This window comes from Burkholderia sp. USMB20, from assembly GCF_000949135.2.
Classification (GTDB): Bacteria; Pseudomonadota; Gammaproteobacteria; order Burkholderiales; family Burkholderiaceae; genus Burkholderia.
Genome location: NZ_JTAN02000015.1, coordinates 35,484 through 55,476, shown reverse-complemented (window position 1 = coordinate 55,476; position 19,993 = coordinate 35,484). Strand labels below are relative to the sequence as shown.

Genomic DNA, 19,993 nt, shown 5'->3' with positions numbered 1-19,993 from the left:
CGCGCTCCTTGATGGCTTAATGAGTGACGAACTTAAGCCTGCGCTTCGGTCGGCTGAGCTGCAGCCGCCTTCTTGGCTTCTTCGCGCTGAACTTCCTTCATCATCGGCGACGGGCCGGTCTCGGCCTTCTTCATCTTGACGATGAGGTGGCGCAGCACGGCGTCGTTGAACTTGAACGCGTGTTCGAGTTCGTCGAGCGTCGTCTGGTCGCACTCGATGTTCATGCAGACGTAGTGAGCCTTCGCGAGTTTCTCGATCATGTAGGCCAGCTGGCGACGGCCCCAGTCTTCGACACGGTGGATCTGGCCGCCGTGCGTCGTGATCGTGGTCTTGTAACGCTCGATCATCGCGGGCACTTGCTCGCTCTGATCGGGGTGCACGATGAATACGATTTCGTAATGACGCATTACACACTCCTTGTGGATTAAAGCCACCCGGGCGTCTGAACCGGTGTGGCAAGTGAGAAGCCGAAGATTCTAACCCGGATACGGGGCGCGTGCAATACCGATCGACGATTCCCGACCGGATTCGGCCATGTTTTCAACGACTTGAATGGCGCGGCAGCTGAAGCCGCCGTCGGCGCGACCATTCTGAAATGGGGGCGGAGTGTCGGGCGCGCGCCTGCGGGCCGGCGACGCGGCCGCCGTCACTCGACGCGCGCCCCGCCCAGCCGCGCGTCGAGCGCCGTCCTGAACGCGCCAGCGCCGACGGCTCGGCGTCGGTCACGGCCCACCACGTCATCCCGGCCGCCTCCCAGCGGTCGAGCGCGTAGCCCTGCGACACGGTCGCGTACGGCGCGGCCTCCCGCCCGACGCCTGCCGGCTGCACGTACACGTCGATCACGTGCTGCCGGTATCGGTACACGAGCACCGCGACGCGGCGCCGCCCGACGTAGTCGAGCCGGCCGCCTGCGAGCGGGAAGCCGCTCGCCGACAGGTCCTCGACCGGCGGCGCATAGTCGAGCCGGCCGTTGAACCACGGCTTGACCGTATGCCGGTCGGTCGAGATCACGTCGATGTCGCGCGCCGACAGGCCGGCGCGCACGTGGCTCGCGACCAGTTCGTCGACCGTCTGGTCGGTTGCGGCGTGGCGGGCGGACAGCGCCATCCCGGCCGCCGCCGCGAGCGCGACAGCAGCGCGACGCCCAGCCGAGCCCGGCAGCGCGCGACGCCCCCCGTCCGGTCGACGCCGGGCGAGCCGCCGCGCCGCGCCCGCCCAGCCACGCGAACCAGCGGCGACCGGCGGCCGAGGCTGGGCCCGCGGCCGCGCCGCCGCGTCGTCCGGCGCCGGTTCCACGCGGCCTGGCCGCGCGCGTTCGCGCCGGCCGCCGCCGGCAGCGCCGCGAGGATGCTCGCGCGCAGCGCCCTCCGGCGCGGCGGTGATAATCGGCCTGCCGCACGGCGCGCCCGAGCGCGACGATCCGCTCGCGTTCGCGGCGGCACGCGTCGCAGCCTTCGACATGCCGCTGGACGCGCAACGCATCGGGCGCCGACAGCTCGCGGTCGACGTCCGCGTCCAGCAATGCGCGCGCTTCGTTACAGTCCATCGATCGCCTCCGATGCGGTTCCGCTTGCCGACGCACGTCCCGGCGCGGGTTCGGGTGCCGGCGCCTGCGTGCCGGCCAGCAGCGCGGCGAGCCGACGCCGGCCGCGCGCGAGTCGCGACATCACGGTGCCGACCGGTACGTCGGCGATCGCCGCGATCTCGCGATAGCTCAGATCCTCCATCTCGCGCAGCACCAGCACCTCGCGGTATTCGGGCGGCAGCTTCGCGAGCGCCGCGTTCACCAGCCGAACGTTCTCGCCGCGCAACAGGTGCGTGAGCGGATCCTCCGTCGCCGGCTGCCAGTCGTCCGGCACCTCCGTGTCGTCGAGCGTGTCGGGCAGCGCGACCTCGTGCGCGTGGGCGCGGCGGCGCCACTCGGTGTACCAGGTGTGGCGCACGATCGTCAGCAGCCACGGCCGCGCGTTGTCGCCGCGGCACGAGTCGACGAAACGCAGCGCGCGCATGCACGCGTCCTGGACGACATCGTCCGCGTCGCCCGCATTGCCGCTCAGCCAGCGCGCGAGGTTGTACGCGGCGTCGAGATGCGGCAGCACGAGCACGCGAAACCGTTCGCCGCGCGCGACCGCGTCGTCCTCCGCCCGTTCGTCGACCGCCTGTCCGGCTTGCCCCACATGACCTCCCTGGTCCCGGCGGCCGAAGCCGCGCCCGTTCCGCGTCCGGTGCCCGGACAGACCGGCAGCGGGCGCTCTCAATGACCTTACCGCCGCTGCGTCGAGTTTATTCCCGCACGAAGCCGATGATGCGCAAAAAAATGCCGGAAACCGCCGCGCCCGTTACGGCGTGCTGTTCCAGTAGCCGGGGCGCGCATACGCTTCGCGCAGGTAGTCGATGAAGTAGCGCACGCGCGCGGGCACGTAGCGCTGCTGCGGATAGACCGCGAGGATGTCGTAGTCCGGCAGCGCGAATTCGTCGAGCACGGTTTCGAGTTCGCCCGTTTCGAGCTGCGCGGCGATTTCCCAGGTCGAGCGCCAGCCGAGCCCGAGGCTTTCCGCGACCCAGCGATGCAGCAGCTCGCCGTCGTTGCAGTCGAGATTGCCGGCCACCCGCATCGTCACGATCTTGCCGTGGCGCTGGAAATACCAGCCGCGGTTCTGGCCGCCCTGCAGGTTGAACGCGAGACAGTTGTGCTTCAGCAGGTCGTCGAGCGACTTCGGCCGGCCGTGCTTGCGGAAATACGCGGGTGTGCCGCACACGACGCGCCGGTTCGACGCGAGCTTCACCGCGACGAAGTTCGGATCGACCGAGCCGCCGATCCGGATCGACAGGTCGTAGCCTTCGCGCACGAGATCCACGACGCGGTCGGTCAGGTTGAACGACAGCTGCATTTCCGGCTTGTCGACGAGGAAACCGGGCGCGTGCGGCGCGACGTGCTTGCGGCCGAACGCGGCCGGCGCCGACACGATCAGATGCCCGCTGACCGCGCGCCGCCCGGCGGCCAGCTCGTTCTCGGCCTGGTCCCATTCGGACAGCAGCCCGCGGCAGCGCTCGAGGAACGCGGCGCCCTCCTCGCTGACCACCAGCCGGCGCGTCGAGCGATACATCAGCTTCACGCCGAGGCGCTTCTCGAGCGCGTCGATGCGCCGCCCGAGCACCACCGGCGACACGCCCTCCTCGAGCGCGGCCGCCGCGAGGCTGCCCGCGTCCGCGACCCGCACGAACGTCTCGATCTGCTTGAAACGATCCATTTCCCGTCTCCGTCCCGGCTCCGACACCGGCGGGAAGCCCCGTCCGGCCGTCATTCCATACTTTTAGTTTCGAAATAAGCGACTTCGGCTGATCTTATCAAACCTTTCTTGCGTCCCTAAAGTGTTCCCAACAGACCGATTCGCAAGATCCAACTATCCAAGGAGACATTCATGGCCAAGATGAGAGCCGTCGACGCAGCCGTACTCGTGCTCGAGAAGGAAGGCATCCAGACCGCGTTCGGCGTGCCGGGCGCAGCAATCAACCCGTTCTATTCCGCGATGCGCAAGTCGGGCGGCATCAGCCACGTGCTGGCGCGCCACGTCGAAGGCGCGTCGCACATGGCCGAAGGCTTCACGCGTGCCGCACCGGGCAACATCGGCGTGTGCATCGGCACGTCGGGGCCCGCCGGCACCGACATGATCACCGGCCTCTACTCCGCGTCGGCCGACTCGATTCCGATCCTCGCGATCACGGGCCAGGCGCCGCGTGCGCGCCTGTACAAGGAAGACTTCCAGGCCGTCGACATCGAGTCGATCGCGAAGCCCGTCACCAAGTGGGCCGTCACCGTGCGCGAGCCGGCGCTCGTGCCGCGCGTGTTCCAGCAGGCGTTCCACCTGATGCGCTCGGGCCGTCCGGGCCCGGTGCTGGTCGACCTGCCGATCGACGTGCAGCTCGCCGAAATCGAGTTCGACATCGACACGTACGAACCGCTGCCGGTCTACAAGCCCGCGGCGACCCGCGCGCAGATCGAGAAGGCGCTCGCGATGCTCAACGACGCGGACAAGCCGCTGATCGTGTCGGGCGGCGGCGTGCTCAACGCAGCGGCCGAAGACCTGCTCGTGCAATTCGCCGAAACGATCGGCGTGCCGGTGATCCCGACGCTGATGTCGTGGGGCGCGATTCCGGACGACCACCCGCTGATGGCCGGCATGGTCGGCCTGCAGACGTCGCATCGCTACGGCAACGCGACGATGCTCGCGTCCGACTTCGTGCTCGGCATCGGCAACCGCTGGGCGAACCGCCACACCGGTAGCGTCGAGGTCTACACGAAGGGCCGCAAGTTCGTGCACGTCGACATCGAACCGACGCAGATCGGCCGCGTGTTCGGCCCGGATCTCGGCATCGTGTCCGACGCGAAGGCCGCACTCGAGCTGTTCGTCGCGGTCGCGCAGGAATGGAAGGCCGCCGGCAAGCTGAAGGACCGCAGCGCGTGGGTGTCCGAGTGTCAGGAACGCAAGCGCACGCTGCAGCGCAAGACCCATTTCGACAACGTGCCGGTCAAGCCGCAGCGCGTGTACGAAGAGATGAACAAGGTGTTCGGCCGCGATACCTGCTACGTCAGCACGATCGGCCTGTCGCAGATCGCAGCTGCGCAGTTCCTGCACGTGTTCAAGGCACGCAACTGGATCAACTGCGGCCAGGCCGGCCCGCTCGGCTGGACGATCCCCGCCGCGCTCGGCGTGCGTGCGGCCGACCCGCGCCGTCCGATCGTCGCGCTGTCGGGCGACTACGACTTCCAGTTCATGATCGAGGAACTGGCCGCCGGCGCGCAATTCAAGCTGCCGTACGTGCACGTCGTCGTGAACAACTCGTACCTCGGCCTGATCCGCCAGGCCCAGCGCGCGTTCGACATGGACTACTGCGTGCAACTCGCGTTCGACAACGTCAACGCACCGGAGCTGAACGGCTATGGCGTCGATCACGTGGCGGTGGCCGAAGGCCTCGGCTGCAAGGCGCTGCGCGTGTTCAAGCCGGAAGAGATCGAGCCGGCGCTGCGCCAGGCGCAAACGCTCGCGGAAGAATTCAGCGTGCCGGTGGTCGTCGAAGTGATCCTCGAGCGCGTGACGAACATCTCGATGGGCACCGAAATCGACGCGATCAACGAATTCGAGGAACTCGCCGAAAAGGCCGAGCACGCACCGACCGCGATCTCGATGCTCGACTGATCCGCACGCCATTTTTTGACTGACCGACCGAAGAGGCTTAGCTCATGCCGAAGTTTGCTGCAAACCTGACCATGCTGTTCAACGAAGTGCCGTTCCTCGACCGCTTCAAGGCGGCCGCGGACGCGGGCTTCGACGCCGTCGAGTTCCTGTTCCCGTACCCGTACGCGAAAGAGGAACTCGCCGAGCGGCTCGAGACGCACCGCCTGCGCCTCGTGCTGCACAACCTGCCGGCCGGCAACTGGGACCAGGGCGAGCGCGGCATCGCGTGCCTGCCCGATCGTGTCGGCGAGTTCCAGGAAGGTGTCGGCCGTGCGATCGAGTACGCGAAGGCGCTCAAGGTGCCGCAACTGAACTGCCTCGTCGGCATCCCGTCGGCGAGCACCGCGCGCGACAAGACCTTCGTCACGATCGTCGACAACCTGCGCTTCGCCGCCGACGCACTGAAGCGCGAAGGCATCCGCCTGCTGGTCGAGCCGTGCAACAGCTTCGACATCCCGGGCTTCGCGCTGAACCGCTCGTCCGACGGGCTCGACGTGATCCGCGCGGTCGGCTCGGACAACCTGTTCCTGCAGTACGACATCTATCACATGCAGCGCATGGAAGGCGAACTGGCCGCGACGATCGAACGCAACCTCGCCTCGATCGGCCACGTCCAGCTCGCGGACAATCCGGGCCGCAACGAGCCGGGCACGGGCGAGATCAACTATGCGTTCCTGTTCGCGCTGCTCGACCGGCTCGGCTATGCCGGCTACGTCGGCTGCGAATACAAGCCCCGCACCACCACGACGGAAGGGCTCGGCTGGCTGCAAAGCGTCGCCGGCTGCGCACCGGGCTCGGCGCGTCGCGCCGCCTGAGATCCGCTCTTCCCTTTCGCCCCTATAGGAGACTTTCACATGGCAACCATCGGTTTCATCGGCCTCGGCATCATGGGCGCGCACATGGCGCGCAACCTGCTCAAGGGCGACCATCAGCTCGTCGTGAACGGTGCGTTCCCGATTCCCGACGACCTGCGCGCGAGCGCGAAGGTCGTCGCGAACTCGACCGAAGTCGCGCAGAACGCCGACATCATCATCGCGATGGTGCCGGACACGCCGGACGTGCGTAACGTGCTGTTCGCCGACGACGGCGTCGCGAAGGGCCTGAGCGCCGGCAAGCTCGTGATCGACATGAGCTCGATCTCGCCGCTCGACACGCAGGAATTCGCGAAGCAGATCAACGCGCTCGGCTGCGACTACCTCGACGCGCCGGTGTCCGGCGGCGAAGTCGGCGCGCGCGAAGCGACGCTGACGATCATGGTCGGCGGCCCGGAGAAGGCGTTCGAACGCGCGAAGCCTCTGTTCGAGAAGATGGGCAAGAACATCACGCTCGTCGGCGAGAACGGCGCGGGCCAGACCTGCAAGGTCGCGAACCAGATCATCGTCGCGCTGAACATCGAGGCGGTCGGCGAAGCGCTGCTGTTCGCCGCACGCTCGGGCGCCGATCCGGAGCGCGTGCGCCAGGCGCTGATGGGCGGCTTCGCCGCGTCGCGCATCCTCGAAGTACACGGCGCGCGCATGACCAAGCGCACGTTCGATCCGGGCTTTCGCATCGAGCTGCACCAGAAGGACCTGAACCTCGCGCTCGACGGCGCACGCAAGCTCGGCCTCGCGCTGCCGCACACGGCGAGCGCGCAGCAACTGTTCAGCGTGTGCGCATCGCACGGCGGCAAGGCATGGGATCACTCGGCACTCGTGCGTGCGCTCGAGATCATGTCGAACTTCGAGATCGGCCAGACGCCGGCCGCGTAACGCGGACGCAACGACGCGCGTTTCGCTGCAACGGCGGAACGCGCGCGACGAATACACGCGATCCGGTCACGGCCGGTCGCATCGATGCGCGACGATGCGCGCATCACGGTGGGGCGCCCCGCCGCGTATCGCCGAAACGCGTGCGCGACGGGGCGAAAAACGCCGCTCTGGGCTGAGAGCGGCGTGGTGGGGTCCGCAGCGGCACCCGGCGGCGCCGGGGAAGCCTTGGTCGGTCAGACGTCGTCGTCGGGTGTCCGCCTGTCGGATTTCGCGTATTACATTTCTTTACGTTCAAGCGTGCGATTTTTCATGCAATCGTCGCGCTGAACGCCTACACTTTCGCCACGCCTTTCGAGAAAACCGCCGCGCTTGGCGCTCGCTCCGGTGAGCGCGCCCAGCGCGGTGTTTTTTTCGCCACTTCACGGCGCGTTTTCTTTTCAACCACCTAGGGAGTGCAGCGATGGGTCTTCTTTCGTTTATCAAAGAGGCGGGTGAAAAACTGCTGGGTCACGCCGATGCGCAAGCAGCGGAAGATCCGAATGCCGCGAACCAGACCGCGGCCGACGCGATCAAGAACTACATCGGCACGCAAGGTCTCGACACGTCGAACCTGAGCGTCGCGTTCGACGGCGCGTCGCGCACCGTCACGCTGTCGGGCAGCGTCGCCGATCTCGACACGAAGGCGAAGGTCAAGGTCGCGGCCGGCAACGTGCAAGGCGTCGCGGGCGTCAACGACGACGACCTGCAGCCGGATGATCAGGAAGTTCAGTACCACGACGTGAAGCCGGGCGACACGCTGTCGGCGATCGCGAAGGAAGTGTACGGCGACGCGAACAAGTACCCGGCGATCTTCGAGGCGAACAAGCCGATGCTGTCGAGCCCGGACCGGATCTATCCGGGCCAGAAGCTCGTGATTCCGCCGCAGTCCTGAGCATTCGCGCGGCACTGACGCAAAAAAGGCAGGCCAACGGCCTGCCCGGACTGCTGACGAACCCCACGCTTTTCGGAGCATGGGGTTTCGTCTTTTTGGCATCAGGGTTGCAGGCTTGCCGCGGGGCAAGCAGTCGAATCCGCCGCGCAAACCGTTCACGAGGCGCCGCTTTTTCATGCACGCCGCGCGCCGCCCGATCGGCGGCCAGCGGTCACAGCGTGTCGAATGCGCGTTGCAGCGCGTCGCGCCCGTGAATCCCGTTCGCGAGCGCGAGCATCAGCAGCACGCGCGCCTTGAACGGGCTCAGCGACCCGGCGCTCACGAAACCGAGCGCGTCGTCGTTCGCGGCGCCGTTGCGCATCACGTGCCCCGAGCCGACGCGCGACGCACGCACCACGGCGACGCCCGCCTTCACCGCATCGGCGAGCGCCGCCTGCAGCGTCGCATGGATCGACCCGTTGCCGGTGCCCGCGACGACGAGGCCGCGCACGCCGGCCGCGACGAGCGCATCGACGGCCGTGCGCGTCACGCCCGCATAGCTCGCGACGACTTCGACCGGCGGCCACGCCGCGGCGATCGCCAGTCGCGCATCGCGCGCGCGCGTCACGCGGCGCGCGAATTCGACGCGGCCGTCCTGCACCCAGCCGAGCGCGCCCAGTTCCGGCGACTGGAACGCATCGACCGCGTAGGTGCTCGTCTTCACGACGTCGCGTGCGCCGTGGATCCGGTTGTTGAACGCGACGAGCACGCCCTGCCCGCGCGCGGCCGGGTGAGCGGCGACGGTCACCGCGTTCAGCAGGTTCAGCGGGCCGTCGGACGACAGCGCGGTGGCCGGCCGCATCGCGGCCGTCAGCACGACCGGCTTGTCGCCGGTCACGACCAGATGCAGCGCGTAGGCGGTTTCCTCGAGCGTGTCGGTGCCGTGGGTGATCACGATGCCGTCGATCGCCGGATCGGCCATCAGCGCGTCGATGCGCGCGGCGAGCGTATTCCACAGCGGCAGCGCGAGATCCTTGCTGTCGATGCTGGCGACCTGCTCGGCATCGATGCGCGCGACCGACGCGAGCGCCGGCACCGCGTCGAGCAGGAAATTGACGCCGAGCGCGCCGGCCTGATAGCCGGCCGTGCTGGCGGCGTCGGGCGCGGCGCCGGCGATCGTGCCGCCGGTGGCGAGTACGGCGATGCGCGGCAGGGCCGGCGCGGACGAAGGGGATGCGGAGTTCGGAGTATTCATGGCCGCGATTGTAATGGCTCGCGGCCGGCATCCGGTAGATACGGCCGGCACCGGCGCCGCGCATCATGGTTAGTCCCGATCGCCGCGGGACGCACGCCGTCAACGGCCATGCCGTCCGCCGCGTTATAGGAATGCCGTTTTGGTGTTTTCACATTGATTTGCCATAATCGGAGCGCGCGGCGTGATGTGGCCCTGTTCCCGTTGCGCCGGGCTTCGTGACGGCGTCGATATAAAACGCAATTCACCCCATGGGAGTGTCGAAATGAAAATCCAATCGCTCGTAGCCGCAGTGCTTCTCGGCGGCATGCTGGCTTCCCCCGCTTTCGCGGCGAACAGCCAGCAGGACAAGATGAAGGCCTGTAACACGCAGGCCGCCGGCAAGACGGGCGATGAACGCAAGGCGTTCATGAAGGACTGCCTGTCGGCCAAGCCCGCGAAGAAGATGTCGCAGCAGGAAAAGATGAAGGCGTGCAACACGCAGGCCGCCGACAAGAAGGGCGACGACCGCAAGGCGTTCATGAAGAGCTGCCTGAGCAGCCAGCCGGCCGCCTGAGTTCCCGCGCTCCCGCACGAATGCCGCGCATCGCTTCGGCGGGCGCGGCATTTTTGTTTTCGTTGCACGCGCATCGACGCACGCGATGACGTGGAATGCGTCGCCGCGCCGGCCGGCGGCGCCGTCGCTGCCGTCGTCGCGACCTGCTGCGCCGCCTGTCCGCCCCGCTTCCCCAGCACGCCGTACAAATGCCGCCACATGGTGCGGCAATTCGCCGCGATTTCTTCTATGATGGCTGCAACGCGGCCCATCCAAGTACAAGAAGCGCCATCGGGCCGCCCTCGAGACGGACGCGCACACCGCGTCAAACGGAGGCATGGATGGCATGGAGACAACACCGCTGGTTCCGCCGCTGGCTGATCGTGATCGTGTTCTGGGCCGTGCCCGTCGCGATCGTCGCCGTGCGCGAGATCCGCGAGGAAATGGCGTACAACAAGGCCGACCTGCAACTCGCGCTGACCACCTGGCAGCTCACCGATGCGCAGCAGGCGGCCGGCGCTGCCACGAAGTGCCACGGCGATCCTGACGCGGCGCGCGCGGCCGGCTGCCCGGCCGACGTGCTGGCCGCCAACGCGGCACGCCAGCAGGCGGCCCGCGACGAATACGTCGTGCGCCGCAACACGCTCGCCGGTTATCTGTGGCACGCGTTCGTCGGCTACTGGGTCGTGCCGGCCGCGTTCCTGTTCGCGTGCGGGGTCGTGATCGCGCTGATTCGCCGCGCGTTGCGGCGCCCGCCGATCAAGCCGCCGACCCCGCCGGCGCCGCCCGTCACGCACTGACCTGCACCTGCCGGCCCCGCCGTTCCCGCCCGCCCCGGCCGTCGCGCGATGTAGCGACATATCGCCGTGCGCGCGCCGGTCCGTCCGTTGGTGCGCCGCGACACCGCAAACCGATTCGGCGCCTTTTCATGCGCGCACGAAATGGGGTTGTAATCCGTTGTGATATAACTGCCGACGTGATCCGCTCCGTGAGCGAGACTCACTCCGAACGTCATCCGATGGAGAAGAACGATGCAAAAACGGAACCTTGTGCTGAAAGCCGCCGCTGCGCTCGTCGTCGGCAGCCTTGCGCTCACCGGTTGCACCACTACCCCCGACAAGCCCGACAACGCCGCGACCAACGCGTCGAAGCGTCAGGCGATCGATTCGAGCGTCGACGCCACGCTGTCGCGCATGTATTCCACGGTCAAGGGTTCGCGTGAACTCGTCGCGAAGTCGCGCGGCGTGCTCGTGTTCCCGGACGTGCTGCAGGCCGGCTTCATCGTCGGCGGCCAGTCGGGCAACGGCGCGCTGCGCGTCGGCGGCAGCACGGTCGGCTACTACAACACGTCGTCGCTGTCGGTCGGCCTGCAGGCCGGTGCGCAGTCGAAGGCGATCGTGTTCCTGTTCATGACGCAGGAAGCGCTCGACGAATTCCGCGGCTCGGACGGCTGGGCAGCCGGCGCCGGCGCATCGGTCGCGCTCGTGAAGATGGGCGCGAACGGCGCGGTCGACTCCAACACGGCCACCGCGCCGGTCCAGGTCATCGTGCTGACCAACGCCGGCCTGATGGGCGACGTGTCGATCAACGGCACGAAGGTCACGAAGCTGAAGATCTGACGCCGCGGCGTCCTCGTCCGGGCGCGCCGCGCGCGGGCGATGTGCAAACGGCGATGTCCTCGCGGACATCGCCGTTCTTTTATCCGCACCCGCCGCGCGTCAGGTCGTCGAATCGATCACCTTGAAGCGCGAGCGCTTTTGCGCACGAATCAGCGACTGGTACACGTCGACGTACTGCTGCGCCATCCGCCGCGACGTGAAGCGCTCCTCGAAGCGCCGCCGCACGCGTGCGCGCGGCAGCAGGTGCAGCCGGTTCACGGCGGCCACCGCGCTGATCTCGTCCTCGACGATGAAGCCCGACACGCCCTCGTCCACCACCTCCGGCACCGCGCCGCGATTGAACGCGATCACCGGCGTGCCGCACGACATCGCCTCGATCATCACCAGCCCGAACGGCTCCGGCCAGTCGATCGGAAACAGCAGCGCATGCGCGCCCGACAGGAATTCGGCCTTCTCGTGGTCGGCGATCTCGCCGATGTATTCGACGTGCGGCAGCGCGAACAGCGGCTTGATCTCCCGTTCGAAGTACTCCTGGTCCGCCGCGTCGATCTTCGCGGCGATCCTGATCGGCAGCCCGCACTGGTGCGCGATGCGGATCGCGGTGTCGACCCGCTTCTCCGGCGAGATGCGGCCGAGGAACGCGAGATAGCGCGGCTCGACGGGTTGCGGCAGGTACAGCGTGTCGGGCAGCCCGTGGTACACGGTCGTCTGCCATTTCGCCTGCGGCAGCGGCTGGCGCTGCGAATTCGAGATCGAGATCACCGGCGCGGTGTTGAACGTGTCGAACACCGGCTGCTGCTCGGGCAGGTCGAGCCGGCCGTGCAGCGTCGTCACGAACGGCGTGTCCTGCCGGTTGAAGACCGAAAACGAGTAGTAGTCCATGTGGAAATGGAGCACGTCGAAGTCCTTCGCGCGGCGCGCGACCGTCTCCATCAGCAGCATGTGCGGTGCGACGCGGTCGCGGATCGACGCATCGAGCCGCAGCGCGCGCGGCCATACCGGTTCGAGCCTGGCCCGGGTCGTCGAATCGCCGCTGGCGAACAGCGTCACGTCATGGCCGAGGTCGACGAGCGCCTCGGTGATGTAGGACACGACGCGCTCCGTGCCGCCGTACAGCTTCGGCGGCACGGATTCGGTCAGCGGGGCGATCTGGGCAATTCTCATGGTCCACGTCTCCTGTGTCCTCGGTCGGCCGGCACGGGGGCTGGCGCACAACCCCCTCCGTGCAGCGCACGGCCGGCATCGCGCCGGCCGGATATCTCATTATTATTCGCGATCCCGATGCCCGGAAGCACCGGGCTTTCATTTTATGGGTGTTGTTACAGACAGGATACATTCGCGCCGCAGGCCCGACGGCGGGCTGCCGGCGGCATGCCGCCGACGCGGCCGCGCGCACACCGCTTTGCCCGTCAGCGCGACGGCCACTTCCACGGCGGCAGGTCGCGCGTGTCCGCATCGACGAGGACGGTCGCGCCAAGCTGCTTGTCGAGCACCAGCGACTCGCAGCCGGCCTCGCGTTCGAGCGTCGCGATGAGCCGCGCCGCGTGCGACACGACCAGCACCTGCGAACGCTGCGCGGCCTGCGCGATCAGGCGGCCGAGCGCCGGCAGCAGATCGGGGTGCAGGCTCGTCTCCGGTTCGTTCAGCACCATCAGCGCGGGCGGCCGCGGCGTCAGCAGCGCGGCCGCGAGCAGCAGGTAGCGCAGCGTGCCGTCCGACAGTTCGGCCGCCGACAGCGGCCGCAGCAACCCCGGCTGGCGCATCAGCACGTCGAAGCGGCCGCGCCCGCCCGGATTGTCGATGTCGATCGATGCGCCGGGGAACGCGTCGTCGATCGCCGCGTCGAGCGCGGCGGCATCCCCGATTTCGCGGATCGTCTGCAGCGCGGCGGCCAGGTCGGCGCCGTCGTCCGCCAGCACCGGCGTGTGGGTGCCGATCTGCGACTGCCGGGCCGGCGCCTGCGCATCGGTCCGGAAATGATCGTAGAAGCGCCACGACCGGATCCGCTCGCGCACCGCGATCATCTCCGGCGCGCCGACCGGATCGGCGAACTCGGTCATCATGCTGTCGAAGCTCGCGACCGGCTGCGGCACCGTGTGCCAGTCGCCCGACCCGCCGCGCGCGCGAATCTGCGCGCCCTGGCGGTCGACCAGCAGCGTCGACGGCCGCAGCAGCGCGCCGCCCCAGATGCATTCGCGCTTCACGACCGGATCGAGACGAAACATCGACGCATCGTTCTTCACCGGCAGGCCGAGATCGATCGCGTAACCGAAATCGTCGCCGGCGAAACCGAGCTTGAGGCTCACCGGTCCGTTGCGCACCGTGCCGGTCACCGGCGTGTCGCCGCTCAGCATCGCGCGCGAAAAGCGCTCGGGGCCGGCCCACAGCGTCGACGGCAGCCCGCCTTCGCGCGCGAGCGACGGAATCACGCGGCCCTGCGCGGTGTCGGCAAGCAGCCGCAGCGCACGGTACACGCTCGACTTGCCGCTGCCGTTCGGCCCGGTGACGACGGTGAGCGCCGCGAGCGGCACGATCAGCTCGCGCAGCGAGCGGTAGTTGGCGATGGCAAGCGTCTTCAGCGCGGTCATGGAGGTGATGGCAGCAGGTACCGGCGTGCGTTCAGCGGCCTTCGGTGGCCTTCGGATCGGCCGCGGTGTTGGCCGCCGTGCTGGCGGCGGGCGGCCGCGCGTGCGGCCGTTCGGGGCTCGGCTCGCCCGGCGCCGAATCGTGCGGATACAGCTCCATCCGGCTGCGCGGCAGGCATTGCGGGAAACGCGCCTGCAGGTACGCGATCAAGCCCTCGCGCACGCGGCAACGCAGATCCCAGCACGCCGACGAGTCGGCCGCACTGACGAGCGCGCGCAACTGCATCGTGCGCTCGGTGGCATCGGTCACCTGCAGCACCTGCACGCGGCCGTCCCACTCGGGCGCCGCATGGACGAGCCGCGCGAGCTCCTCGCGCAGCGGCGCGAGCGGCGTGCGGTAGTCGACCGACAGGTAGACCGTGCCGATGATCTCCGAGCTGTGGCGCGTCCAGTTCGTGAACGGGTTTTCGATGATCCACTGCAACGGGACGACCAGCCTGCGCTGGTCCCACAGCCGCACCGACACGAACGAGCCGGTGATTTCCTCGATGCGGCCCCACTCGCCCTGGATCACGACGACGTCGTCGAGCCGGATCGGCTGCGTGAGCGCGATCTGCAGCCCGGCGATCAGGTTGCCGAGCACCGGCCGCGCGGCGATACCGGCGACGAGGCCGGCGACGCCGGCCGACGCCAGCAGGCTCGCGCCGACCTGGCGCACGTTCGGGAACGTCATCAGCGCGGCGCCCGTGCCGATGACCACGATCAGCACCATGACGGTCCGCACGAGCACCTTGGCCTGCGTGTGGACGCGCCGCGCGTGGAGGTTGTCGGCCGCATCCATCGGATGGGCCTGGATGATCGCGTCGCCGACGCCGGCCGCGAGCCGCACCAGCAGCCAGGTCAGCGATACGATGGAGCCGACCGCGGCCGCGGCGCGCATCCCGCCCACGAACGACATGCCTTCGTCCGTCTGGATCCACAGGAATTCGAGCGCAAGCAGCGCGAGCGTGACGAGCGAAGGTTTGTCGATGTAGCGCAGGATCACGCTCATCAGCGGATACGGCTGCGCGATGCGCTTGACGATGCGTGCGCCGAGACGGTGCACGATCACGACGACCAGCACGACCATGACCGACACGATCAGCGTGCCGGACCACGAATGCAACGGCGCATCGGCGATGCGCTGCAATTCCTCGATTGAATTCATCGGCGCCCGGGATGCTTCGGTTATGAGGCGCGGCGGCCTCGTCCTGGATGCGTCGGCGACGTCCGGGCAGCGCGCGCCCGGACCCGGTGTCAGATCAGCTGCCGCCCTTGCAGGGGAATGCCTTGCCGAGACCGAGCGACACCGCGGTGCTCGCGTTGTAGTCGGCCAGCTTCGGGTTCTCCGCGATGTACTTGCGCACCGCGTCGGTCATCTGCTGCGCCCGGATGTCGGGCGGCAGGCAGAAATACTGCCCGACGCGCGGCCCGGTGGTGCCGCCGATCGCGTCGATCGTGTTGTAGACGCCATCGGCAGCGCCTTCGATGTAGGCCGCGCACGACGCCCGCGACTTGACGTCCGTCTTCGCGCACAGCCGGTCGAGATCCGCGCCCGTGAAAGCCGCCGCCGACAACGGCACGGCAAACGCCGCGGCACAAAACATAGCCCGCAACATGGTGTTCCTTATGTCAATGCGGCCTCGGGCCGCTTGCTGCGCTGACCGGCGCGGCGGCCGGACGCCCGCTGCCGGCCGGGTTGCGGCCGGCCGGGCGCTGCGCCACCGCGCCGAAACCGTCATTTTGCACTCTTTTGCGCATCTGCCGGCGCCGATGCACCGACGCGCACCGTCCGCTTGCTCAGGATGTCGATCGCATCCGGCGCCTTGTAGTGCTGCGCGAACTCGAGCGCGGTGATGCCGAGCTGGTTCTTCACCTGCGGATCGGCGCCCTGGTCGAGCAGCAGGTTGACCGTCGACGCGTGGTTGCCGCGCGCGGCCATCATCAGCGGCGTCGTGCCGTTCGGCGACGCGGTGTCGATATACGCGTCATGGTCGAGCAGGACCTTGACGACCTCGTCCTGGCCGTTGGTGGCCGCGTAGTGCAGCGGCGCCCAGCCCTTCTTGCTGACTTCCGCGCCCTTGTCGATCAGCAGCTTGACGAGCCCGACGTCGCCGTTCAGCGACGCGAGCATCAGCGCGTTCTCGCCGGCCTTGTCTTCCTTCTCGAGGTCGACGTTCGGCGTCGTGGCGAGCGCCGCGGCGACCTTGTCGGACTTCTCGCGCGCGGCGATCACGAGCAGCGGGTCGCCGTTCGGTGCGATCGTGTTCGGATCGAGCTTGCCGCTCTTGAGCTGCTTGCCGATGTCGGCGATGTCGTCGAACTTGACCGCCTTGACGACCGCGTCGAGCGACTCGGCATGCGCGCCGGCGGCGGCAAACAGGCCGCTCGCGACGAGCGCGGCGGCGACGAGGGCGCGCTTGGGCAGGTATGTGGTCGGCTTCGTCATTGTTGTGGGCTCCTTCCCTGGGTTGTCGGCTGGGCGCGCGTCGTTAGCGGGCGATCTTGAACAGCCGGAAAAAGTTCTGGGTCGTCGCATCGGCCAGCGCCTCGACGGGGATGCCGCGCTCGGATGCGATAAAGCGTCCGACATGGCTGACGTACGCAGGTTCATTCGGCTTGCCGCGGTACGGCACCGGCGCGAGGTACGGCGAGTCGGTCTCGATCAGCAGCCGCTCGAGCGGCACCCGCCGCGCGACGTCCTGCACGTCGGTCGCGTTCTTGAACGTGACGATCCCCGACAGCGAGATATGGAAGTTCTGCGCGAGCGCCTGCTCGGCGACGGGCCAAGGCTCGGTGAAGCAGTGCATCACGCCGCCCGGCACGTCCGCGCGTTCCTCGGCCATGATCCGCAGCGTGTCTTCCGACGACGAGCGCGTATGGATGATCAGCGGCTTCATCGTCGCGGTCGCCGCGCGGATATGCGTGCGAAAGCGTTCGCGCTGCCATTCCATGTCGGCGATCGAGCGGCCTTCGAGGCGGTAGTAGTCGAGGCCCGTCTCGCCGATCGCGACGACTTTCGGGTGCGCGGCCAGCTCGACCAGCTCCGCGAGCGTCGGCTCCCGTGCGTCCTCGTGATCCGGATGCACGCCGACCGACGCGTACACGTTGTCGTGCGCCTGCGCGATCGCGAGCACGTCGGGCAGCGTCTCGAAGTCGACCGACACGCACAGCGCATGCGTGACGTCGTGCTCGCGCATGTTCTCCAGCACGGCCGGCAGGCGGTCGGCGAGACCCTTGAAATTGATGTGGCAGTGAGAATCGACGAACATCGTGTTTCCTGAATACGTAAGGCGGGCGCTCATGCGCTCGCCGGCAGCCGTTTCCCCTCTTCAAGGAAACAATACGCGCTCACGCGAACATTTCCCGATAACCGAGAAACAGTTCCTCGAAGACGAGCCGGGCGTTGAGCGGATGGTTCTCGACCGTCCGCTGGCGCGTCACGGCCTTCATGAAGCGTGCGAACGCATTCGCGTCGACGGCTTCCGCGCAACGCGCGAGCGCGGCCGCCTGCATCGGGAAGTAGCGCGGCGCGCCCGCCATCCGCTGCGCGAGCAGATCGTACAGCCAGCGCTGCAGCCAGCCGAGCACCAGCGGCACCGGCAGCTTCTGCAGCGTCTCGCCGCACGCGAACGGATCGCACGCGGCGCCGGCGGCGAGCTGGCCGAGCGTGAAATCGCGCAGCGGGCGGTTCTCGTCGCTCGCGAGCGCCAGCGCGGCGAGCGGCGCGCCGCCGGCTTCGGCGAGCAGCGCGCGCGCATCGTCGACGCCCTGCGCCGCCAGCCACGCCGCGGCCGCGTCGGGCGCCGGCACGGTCATCGGCCACTGCCGGCAGCGGCTGATGATGGTCGGCAGCAGCCGGTCGATGCGCGCCGACACCAGCAGGAACACGACGCCTGACGGCGGCTCCTCCAGCGTCTTCAGCAGCGCGTTCGACGCGGCGACGTTCAGCGCCTCGGCCGGATACAGCACGACGACGCGCGCGCCGCCGCGGTGCGAACCGACCCCGCAGAAGTCGAGCAGCGCACGCACCTGCTCGATCTTGATTTCCTTGCTCGGCGCGCGCGTCTTCTTGCCGCCGTCGTCCGCGTCGGCCGGCTTCGCGTCGTCAGCGGCGCCCGGCGCTTCGCCCGCGAGCGCCTCGGGCAGCACGATCCGGTAGTCCGGATGGTTGCCCTGCGCGAACCACGTGCAGGCCGCGCAGGTGCCGCACGGCTCGCCGTTCGGCTGCGGCGCCTCGCACAGGAAGCCCTGCGCGAGATGCTGCGCGAACTGCAGCTTGCCGATCCCGGCCTGGCCGTGCAGCAGCAGCGCATGCGGCCACTGCGCGCGCAGTTGCTGCAGGCGGTTCCAGTCGTCGGTCTGCCACGGATAGATCATGTGGTGCGTTCCTTGCGGGTTACAGCGCGGCCAGCACGCGTTCGAGCTGCTGGCGGATCTCGGGAATCGTCTGCGTCGCGTCGACGATCGCGAAGCGGTGCGGCGCCTCTTCCGCGCGCCGCAGGTATTCGCCGCGGGTACGCGAGAAAAACGCGTCCGATTCGCTTTCGAACTTGTCGGGCATGCGCGCAGCGCCGCGGCGCTCGCTCGCCACCTGCGGCGCGACGTCGAACAGCACCGTCAGGTCGGGCTGGAAACCGCCCTGCACCCAGCGCTCGAGCGTCTCGAGCTTGTCGCGCGGCAGCCCGCGGCCGCCGCCCTGGTAGGCGAAGGTCGCGTCGGTGAAGCGGTCGGACACGACCCAGTCGCCGCGCGCGAGCGCCGGCTCGATCACGAGCGCGAGATGCTCGCGACGCGCGGCGAACATCAGCAGCGCCTCCGTCTCGAGATCCATCGGCTGGTTCAGCAGGATCTCGCGCAGCTTCTCGCCGAGCTGCGTGCCGCCCGGCTCGCGGGTGACGACGACCTGCCGGCCGCTCGCGGCCAGCCTCGCCTGGAGGCGTTCGCAGAACCATTGCAGGTGGGTGGTCTTCCCCGCCCCGTCGATGCCTTCGAAGGTGATGAATTTACCGCTCGGCATTATTGACCTCGTATGTACTTGTCCACGGCCTTGTTGTGATCGCCGAGCGTGTCCGAGAACACGCTCGTGCCATCGCCCTTCGCGACGAAATAGAGCGCGCTCGTCGGCGCCGGATTGATCGCCGCCTGCAGCGAGGCGACGCCCGGCAGCGCGATCGGTGTCGGCGGCAGGCCGCGGCGCGTATAGGTATTGTAAGGAGTGTCGGCCTGCAGGTCGCGCTTGCGCAGGCGGCCGTCGTACGCGTCGCCGAGGCCGTAGATCACCGATGGATCGGTCTGCAGCGGCATCCCGATGCGCAGCCGGTTCGCGAACACCGCCGCGACGAACGCGCGATCGGCCGCATGGCCCGTTTCCTTTTCGACGATCGACGCGATCGTCAGCGCTTCGTAAGGCGTCTTGTACGGCAGCCCCGGCGCGCGCGCGGCCCATGCTTCGTCGAGGCGCGTCTGCATCAGGTGGTACGCACGCCGGTAGATGTTCAGGTCGCTCGTGCCCTTGTCGAACAGGTAGGTGTCGGGGAAGAACAGCCCTTCGCCGCTGCCGCGCTGGATCGCGTTGTCGGGGGCGCCGATCGCGCGCAGCAGCTCGGCGTCGCTCATGCCGGCCGTCGCGTGCGCGAGATCGGGATTGCCGTCGAGTTCCGCGCGCATCCGCTTGAAGGTCCAGCCCTCGATCACCGTCGCGACGTACTCGTTCACGTCGCCGCGCGCGATCTTCTGCAGCACGTCGTACGGCGTGATGCCGGTCTTGAATTCGTAGTTGCCGGACTTCAGCCGGCTCGACAGCCCGAGCAGGCGCGTCATCGCGACGAAGCCGAACGGCTCGACCGGCACGCCGCCGTGCTTGAGCTGCAGCGCGACGCTCTTCACGCTGCTGCGCGGCTTGATCGTGACGTCGAGCGTTGCGGCGCCCAGCAGCAGCGGCCGGGTCGCCCAGTAATACCCGCCGCCCGCGCCGGCAGCGGCCACAACGACGGCCAGCGCCACGACCGTCGCGGCGCATTTCTTCAGTAGGGACATGGAAACGAGACTCAGGTAAGACCCATATA

At 68.4% G+C, this 19,993-nt stretch carries 20 protein-coding genes and 1 pseudogene; 7 read left to right on the top strand and 14 right to left on the bottom strand.

Features of this window, described 5'->3' with window-relative positions; all coding sequences use genetic code 11:
- Positions 1 to 32: 32 nt before the first annotated feature.
- From rpsF to PL79_RS19430, 4 genes and pseudogenes are all read right to left on the bottom strand, one after another.
- A complete protein-coding gene (gene rpsF, locus PL79_RS19445; RefSeq protein ID WP_006755436.1) occupies positions 33 to 407 on the bottom strand; it encodes a 30S ribosomal protein S6 in 375 nt (124 codons plus the stop codon).
- Positions 408 to 646: 239 nt separating this feature from the next.
- Positions 647 to 1,546, bottom strand: a pseudogene (locus PL79_RS19440) (zf-HC2 domain-containing protein).
- A complete protein-coding gene (locus tag PL79_RS19435; RefSeq protein WP_044843634.1) occupies positions 1,536 to 2,177 on the bottom strand; it encodes an RNA polymerase sigma factor in 642 nt (213 codons plus the stop codon). The pseudogene PL79_RS19440 and the gene PL79_RS19435 overlap by 11 nt, the downstream one beginning before the upstream one ends.
- Positions 2,178 to 2,339: 162 nt before the next feature.
- On the bottom strand, positions 2,340 to 3,251 hold the full coding sequence (locus PL79_RS19430; protein ID WP_044843635.1) for a LysR family transcriptional regulator: 912 nt from the start codon (positions 3,249 to 3,251) through the stop codon (positions 2,340 to 2,342).
- 171 nt (positions 3,252 to 3,422) lie between these two features.
- Between PL79_RS19430 and gcl the strand changes: the two genes are divergently transcribed.
- From gcl to lysM, 4 genes are all read left to right on the top strand, one after another.
- Positions 3,423 to 5,198 carry a glyoxylate carboligase gene (gene gcl / locus PL79_RS19425; RefSeq protein WP_044843636.1) on the top strand — a complete coding sequence of 592 codons (1,776 nt, stop codon included), beginning with the start codon at positions 3,423 to 3,425 and terminating at the stop codon, positions 5,196 to 5,198.
- A gap of 44 nt (positions 5,199 to 5,242) precedes the next feature.
- Positions 5,243 to 6,052 carry a hydroxypyruvate isomerase gene (hyi, locus tag PL79_RS19420; protein ID WP_044843637.1) on the top strand — a complete coding sequence of 270 codons (810 nt, stop codon included), beginning with the start codon at positions 5,243 to 5,245 and terminating at the stop codon, positions 6,050 to 6,052.
- Positions 6,053 to 6,091: 39 nt separating this feature from the next.
- Positions 6,092 to 6,985, top strand: coding sequence for a 2-hydroxy-3-oxopropionate reductase (locus PL79_RS19415; RefSeq protein ID WP_044843638.1), 894 nt, complete (start codon positions 6,092 to 6,094; stop codon positions 6,983 to 6,985).
- 460 nt (positions 6,986 to 7,445) lie between these two features.
- Positions 7,446 to 7,916: a peptidoglycan-binding protein LysM gene (gene lysM / locus PL79_RS19410; RefSeq protein ID WP_044843639.1), complete on the top strand. Its 471-nt coding sequence runs from the start codon at positions 7,446 to 7,448 to the stop codon at positions 7,914 to 7,916.
- A gap of 211 nt (positions 7,917 to 8,127) precedes the next feature.
- Here lysM and PL79_RS19405 read toward each other — a convergent pair whose 3' ends face one another.
- Positions 8,128 to 9,150, bottom strand: coding sequence for an asparaginase (locus tag PL79_RS19405; RefSeq protein WP_044843640.1), 1,023 nt, complete (start codon positions 9,148 to 9,150; stop codon positions 8,128 to 8,130).
- Positions 9,151 to 9,412: 262 nt separating this feature from the next.
- Here PL79_RS19405 and PL79_RS19400 point away from each other — a divergent pair, with 262 nt between their 5' ends.
- From PL79_RS19400 to PL79_RS19390, 3 genes are all read left to right on the top strand, one after another.
- Positions 9,413 to 9,703: a PsiF family protein gene (locus PL79_RS19400; protein WP_044843641.1), complete on the top strand. Its 291-nt coding sequence runs from the start codon at positions 9,413 to 9,415 to the stop codon at positions 9,701 to 9,703.
- Positions 9,704 to 10,023: 320 nt separating this feature from the next.
- The gene (locus PL79_RS19395; protein ID WP_044843642.1) at positions 10,024 to 10,482 is read left to right on the top strand and encodes a membrane protein; all 459 of its coding nucleotides are present in this window, start codon (positions 10,024 to 10,026) and stop codon (positions 10,480 to 10,482) included.
- A 231-nt stretch (positions 10,483 to 10,713) separates the two neighbouring features.
- The gene (locus tag PL79_RS19390; RefSeq protein WP_044843643.1) at positions 10,714 to 11,301 is read left to right on the top strand and encodes a BPSL1445 family SYLF domain-containing lipoprotein; all 588 of its coding nucleotides are present in this window, start codon (positions 10,714 to 10,716) and stop codon (positions 11,299 to 11,301) included.
- A gap of 99 nt (positions 11,302 to 11,400) precedes the next feature.
- On the opposite strand, the gene PL79_RS19385 is transcribed toward PL79_RS19390, so the two are convergent.
- The 9 genes from PL79_RS19385 to mltG form a co-directional block, all read right to left on the bottom strand.
- Positions 11,401 to 12,465, bottom strand: a complete 1,065-nt coding sequence (locus tag PL79_RS19385) for a glycosyltransferase family 4 protein (RefSeq protein ID WP_044843644.1) — start codon at positions 12,463 to 12,465, stop codon at positions 11,401 to 11,403.
- 245 nt (positions 12,466 to 12,710) lie between these two features.
- Positions 12,711 to 13,889: an AAA family ATPase gene (locus tag PL79_RS19380; RefSeq protein WP_044843645.1), complete on the bottom strand. Its 1,179-nt coding sequence runs from the start codon at positions 13,887 to 13,889 to the stop codon at positions 12,711 to 12,713.
- A gap of 31 nt (positions 13,890 to 13,920) precedes the next feature.
- Positions 13,921 to 15,093: a mechanosensitive ion channel family protein gene (locus PL79_RS19375; RefSeq protein ID WP_044843646.1), complete on the bottom strand. Its 1,173-nt coding sequence runs from the start codon at positions 15,091 to 15,093 to the stop codon at positions 13,921 to 13,923.
- A 94-nt stretch (positions 15,094 to 15,187) separates the two neighbouring features.
- Positions 15,188 to 15,544: a Rap1a/Tai family immunity protein gene (locus PL79_RS19370; protein ID WP_044843647.1), complete on the bottom strand. Its 357-nt coding sequence runs from the start codon at positions 15,542 to 15,544 to the stop codon at positions 15,188 to 15,190.
- A gap of 119 nt (positions 15,545 to 15,663) precedes the next feature.
- Positions 15,664 to 16,374 (bottom strand): ankyrin repeat domain-containing protein, encoded by a 711-nt coding sequence (locus tag PL79_RS19365; RefSeq protein ID WP_044843648.1) that lies wholly within the window; start codon positions 16,372 to 16,374, stop codon positions 15,664 to 15,666.
- Positions 16,375 to 16,417: 43 nt separating this feature from the next.
- The gene (locus PL79_RS19360; protein ID WP_044843649.1) at positions 16,418 to 17,197 is read right to left on the bottom strand and encodes a TatD family hydrolase; all 780 of its coding nucleotides are present in this window, start codon (positions 17,195 to 17,197) and stop codon (positions 16,418 to 16,420) included.
- A gap of 79 nt (positions 17,198 to 17,276) precedes the next feature.
- The gene (locus PL79_RS19355; protein WP_044843650.1) at positions 17,277 to 18,305 is read right to left on the bottom strand and encodes a DNA polymerase III subunit delta'; all 1,029 of its coding nucleotides are present in this window, start codon (positions 18,303 to 18,305) and stop codon (positions 17,277 to 17,279) included.
- Between the two features lie 19 nt (positions 18,306 to 18,324).
- On the bottom strand, positions 18,325 to 18,945 hold the full coding sequence (tmk, locus tag PL79_RS19350) for a dTMP kinase (RefSeq protein ID WP_044843651.1): 621 nt from the start codon (positions 18,943 to 18,945) through the stop codon (positions 18,325 to 18,327).
- Positions 18,945 to 19,964: an endolytic transglycosylase MltG gene (mltG, locus tag PL79_RS19345; protein ID WP_044843652.1), complete on the bottom strand. Its 1,020-nt coding sequence runs from the start codon at positions 19,962 to 19,964 to the stop codon at positions 18,945 to 18,947. Before mltG ends, tmk begins: the two co-directional genes overlap by 1 nt.
- Positions 19,965 to 19,993: the final 29 nt, after the last annotated feature.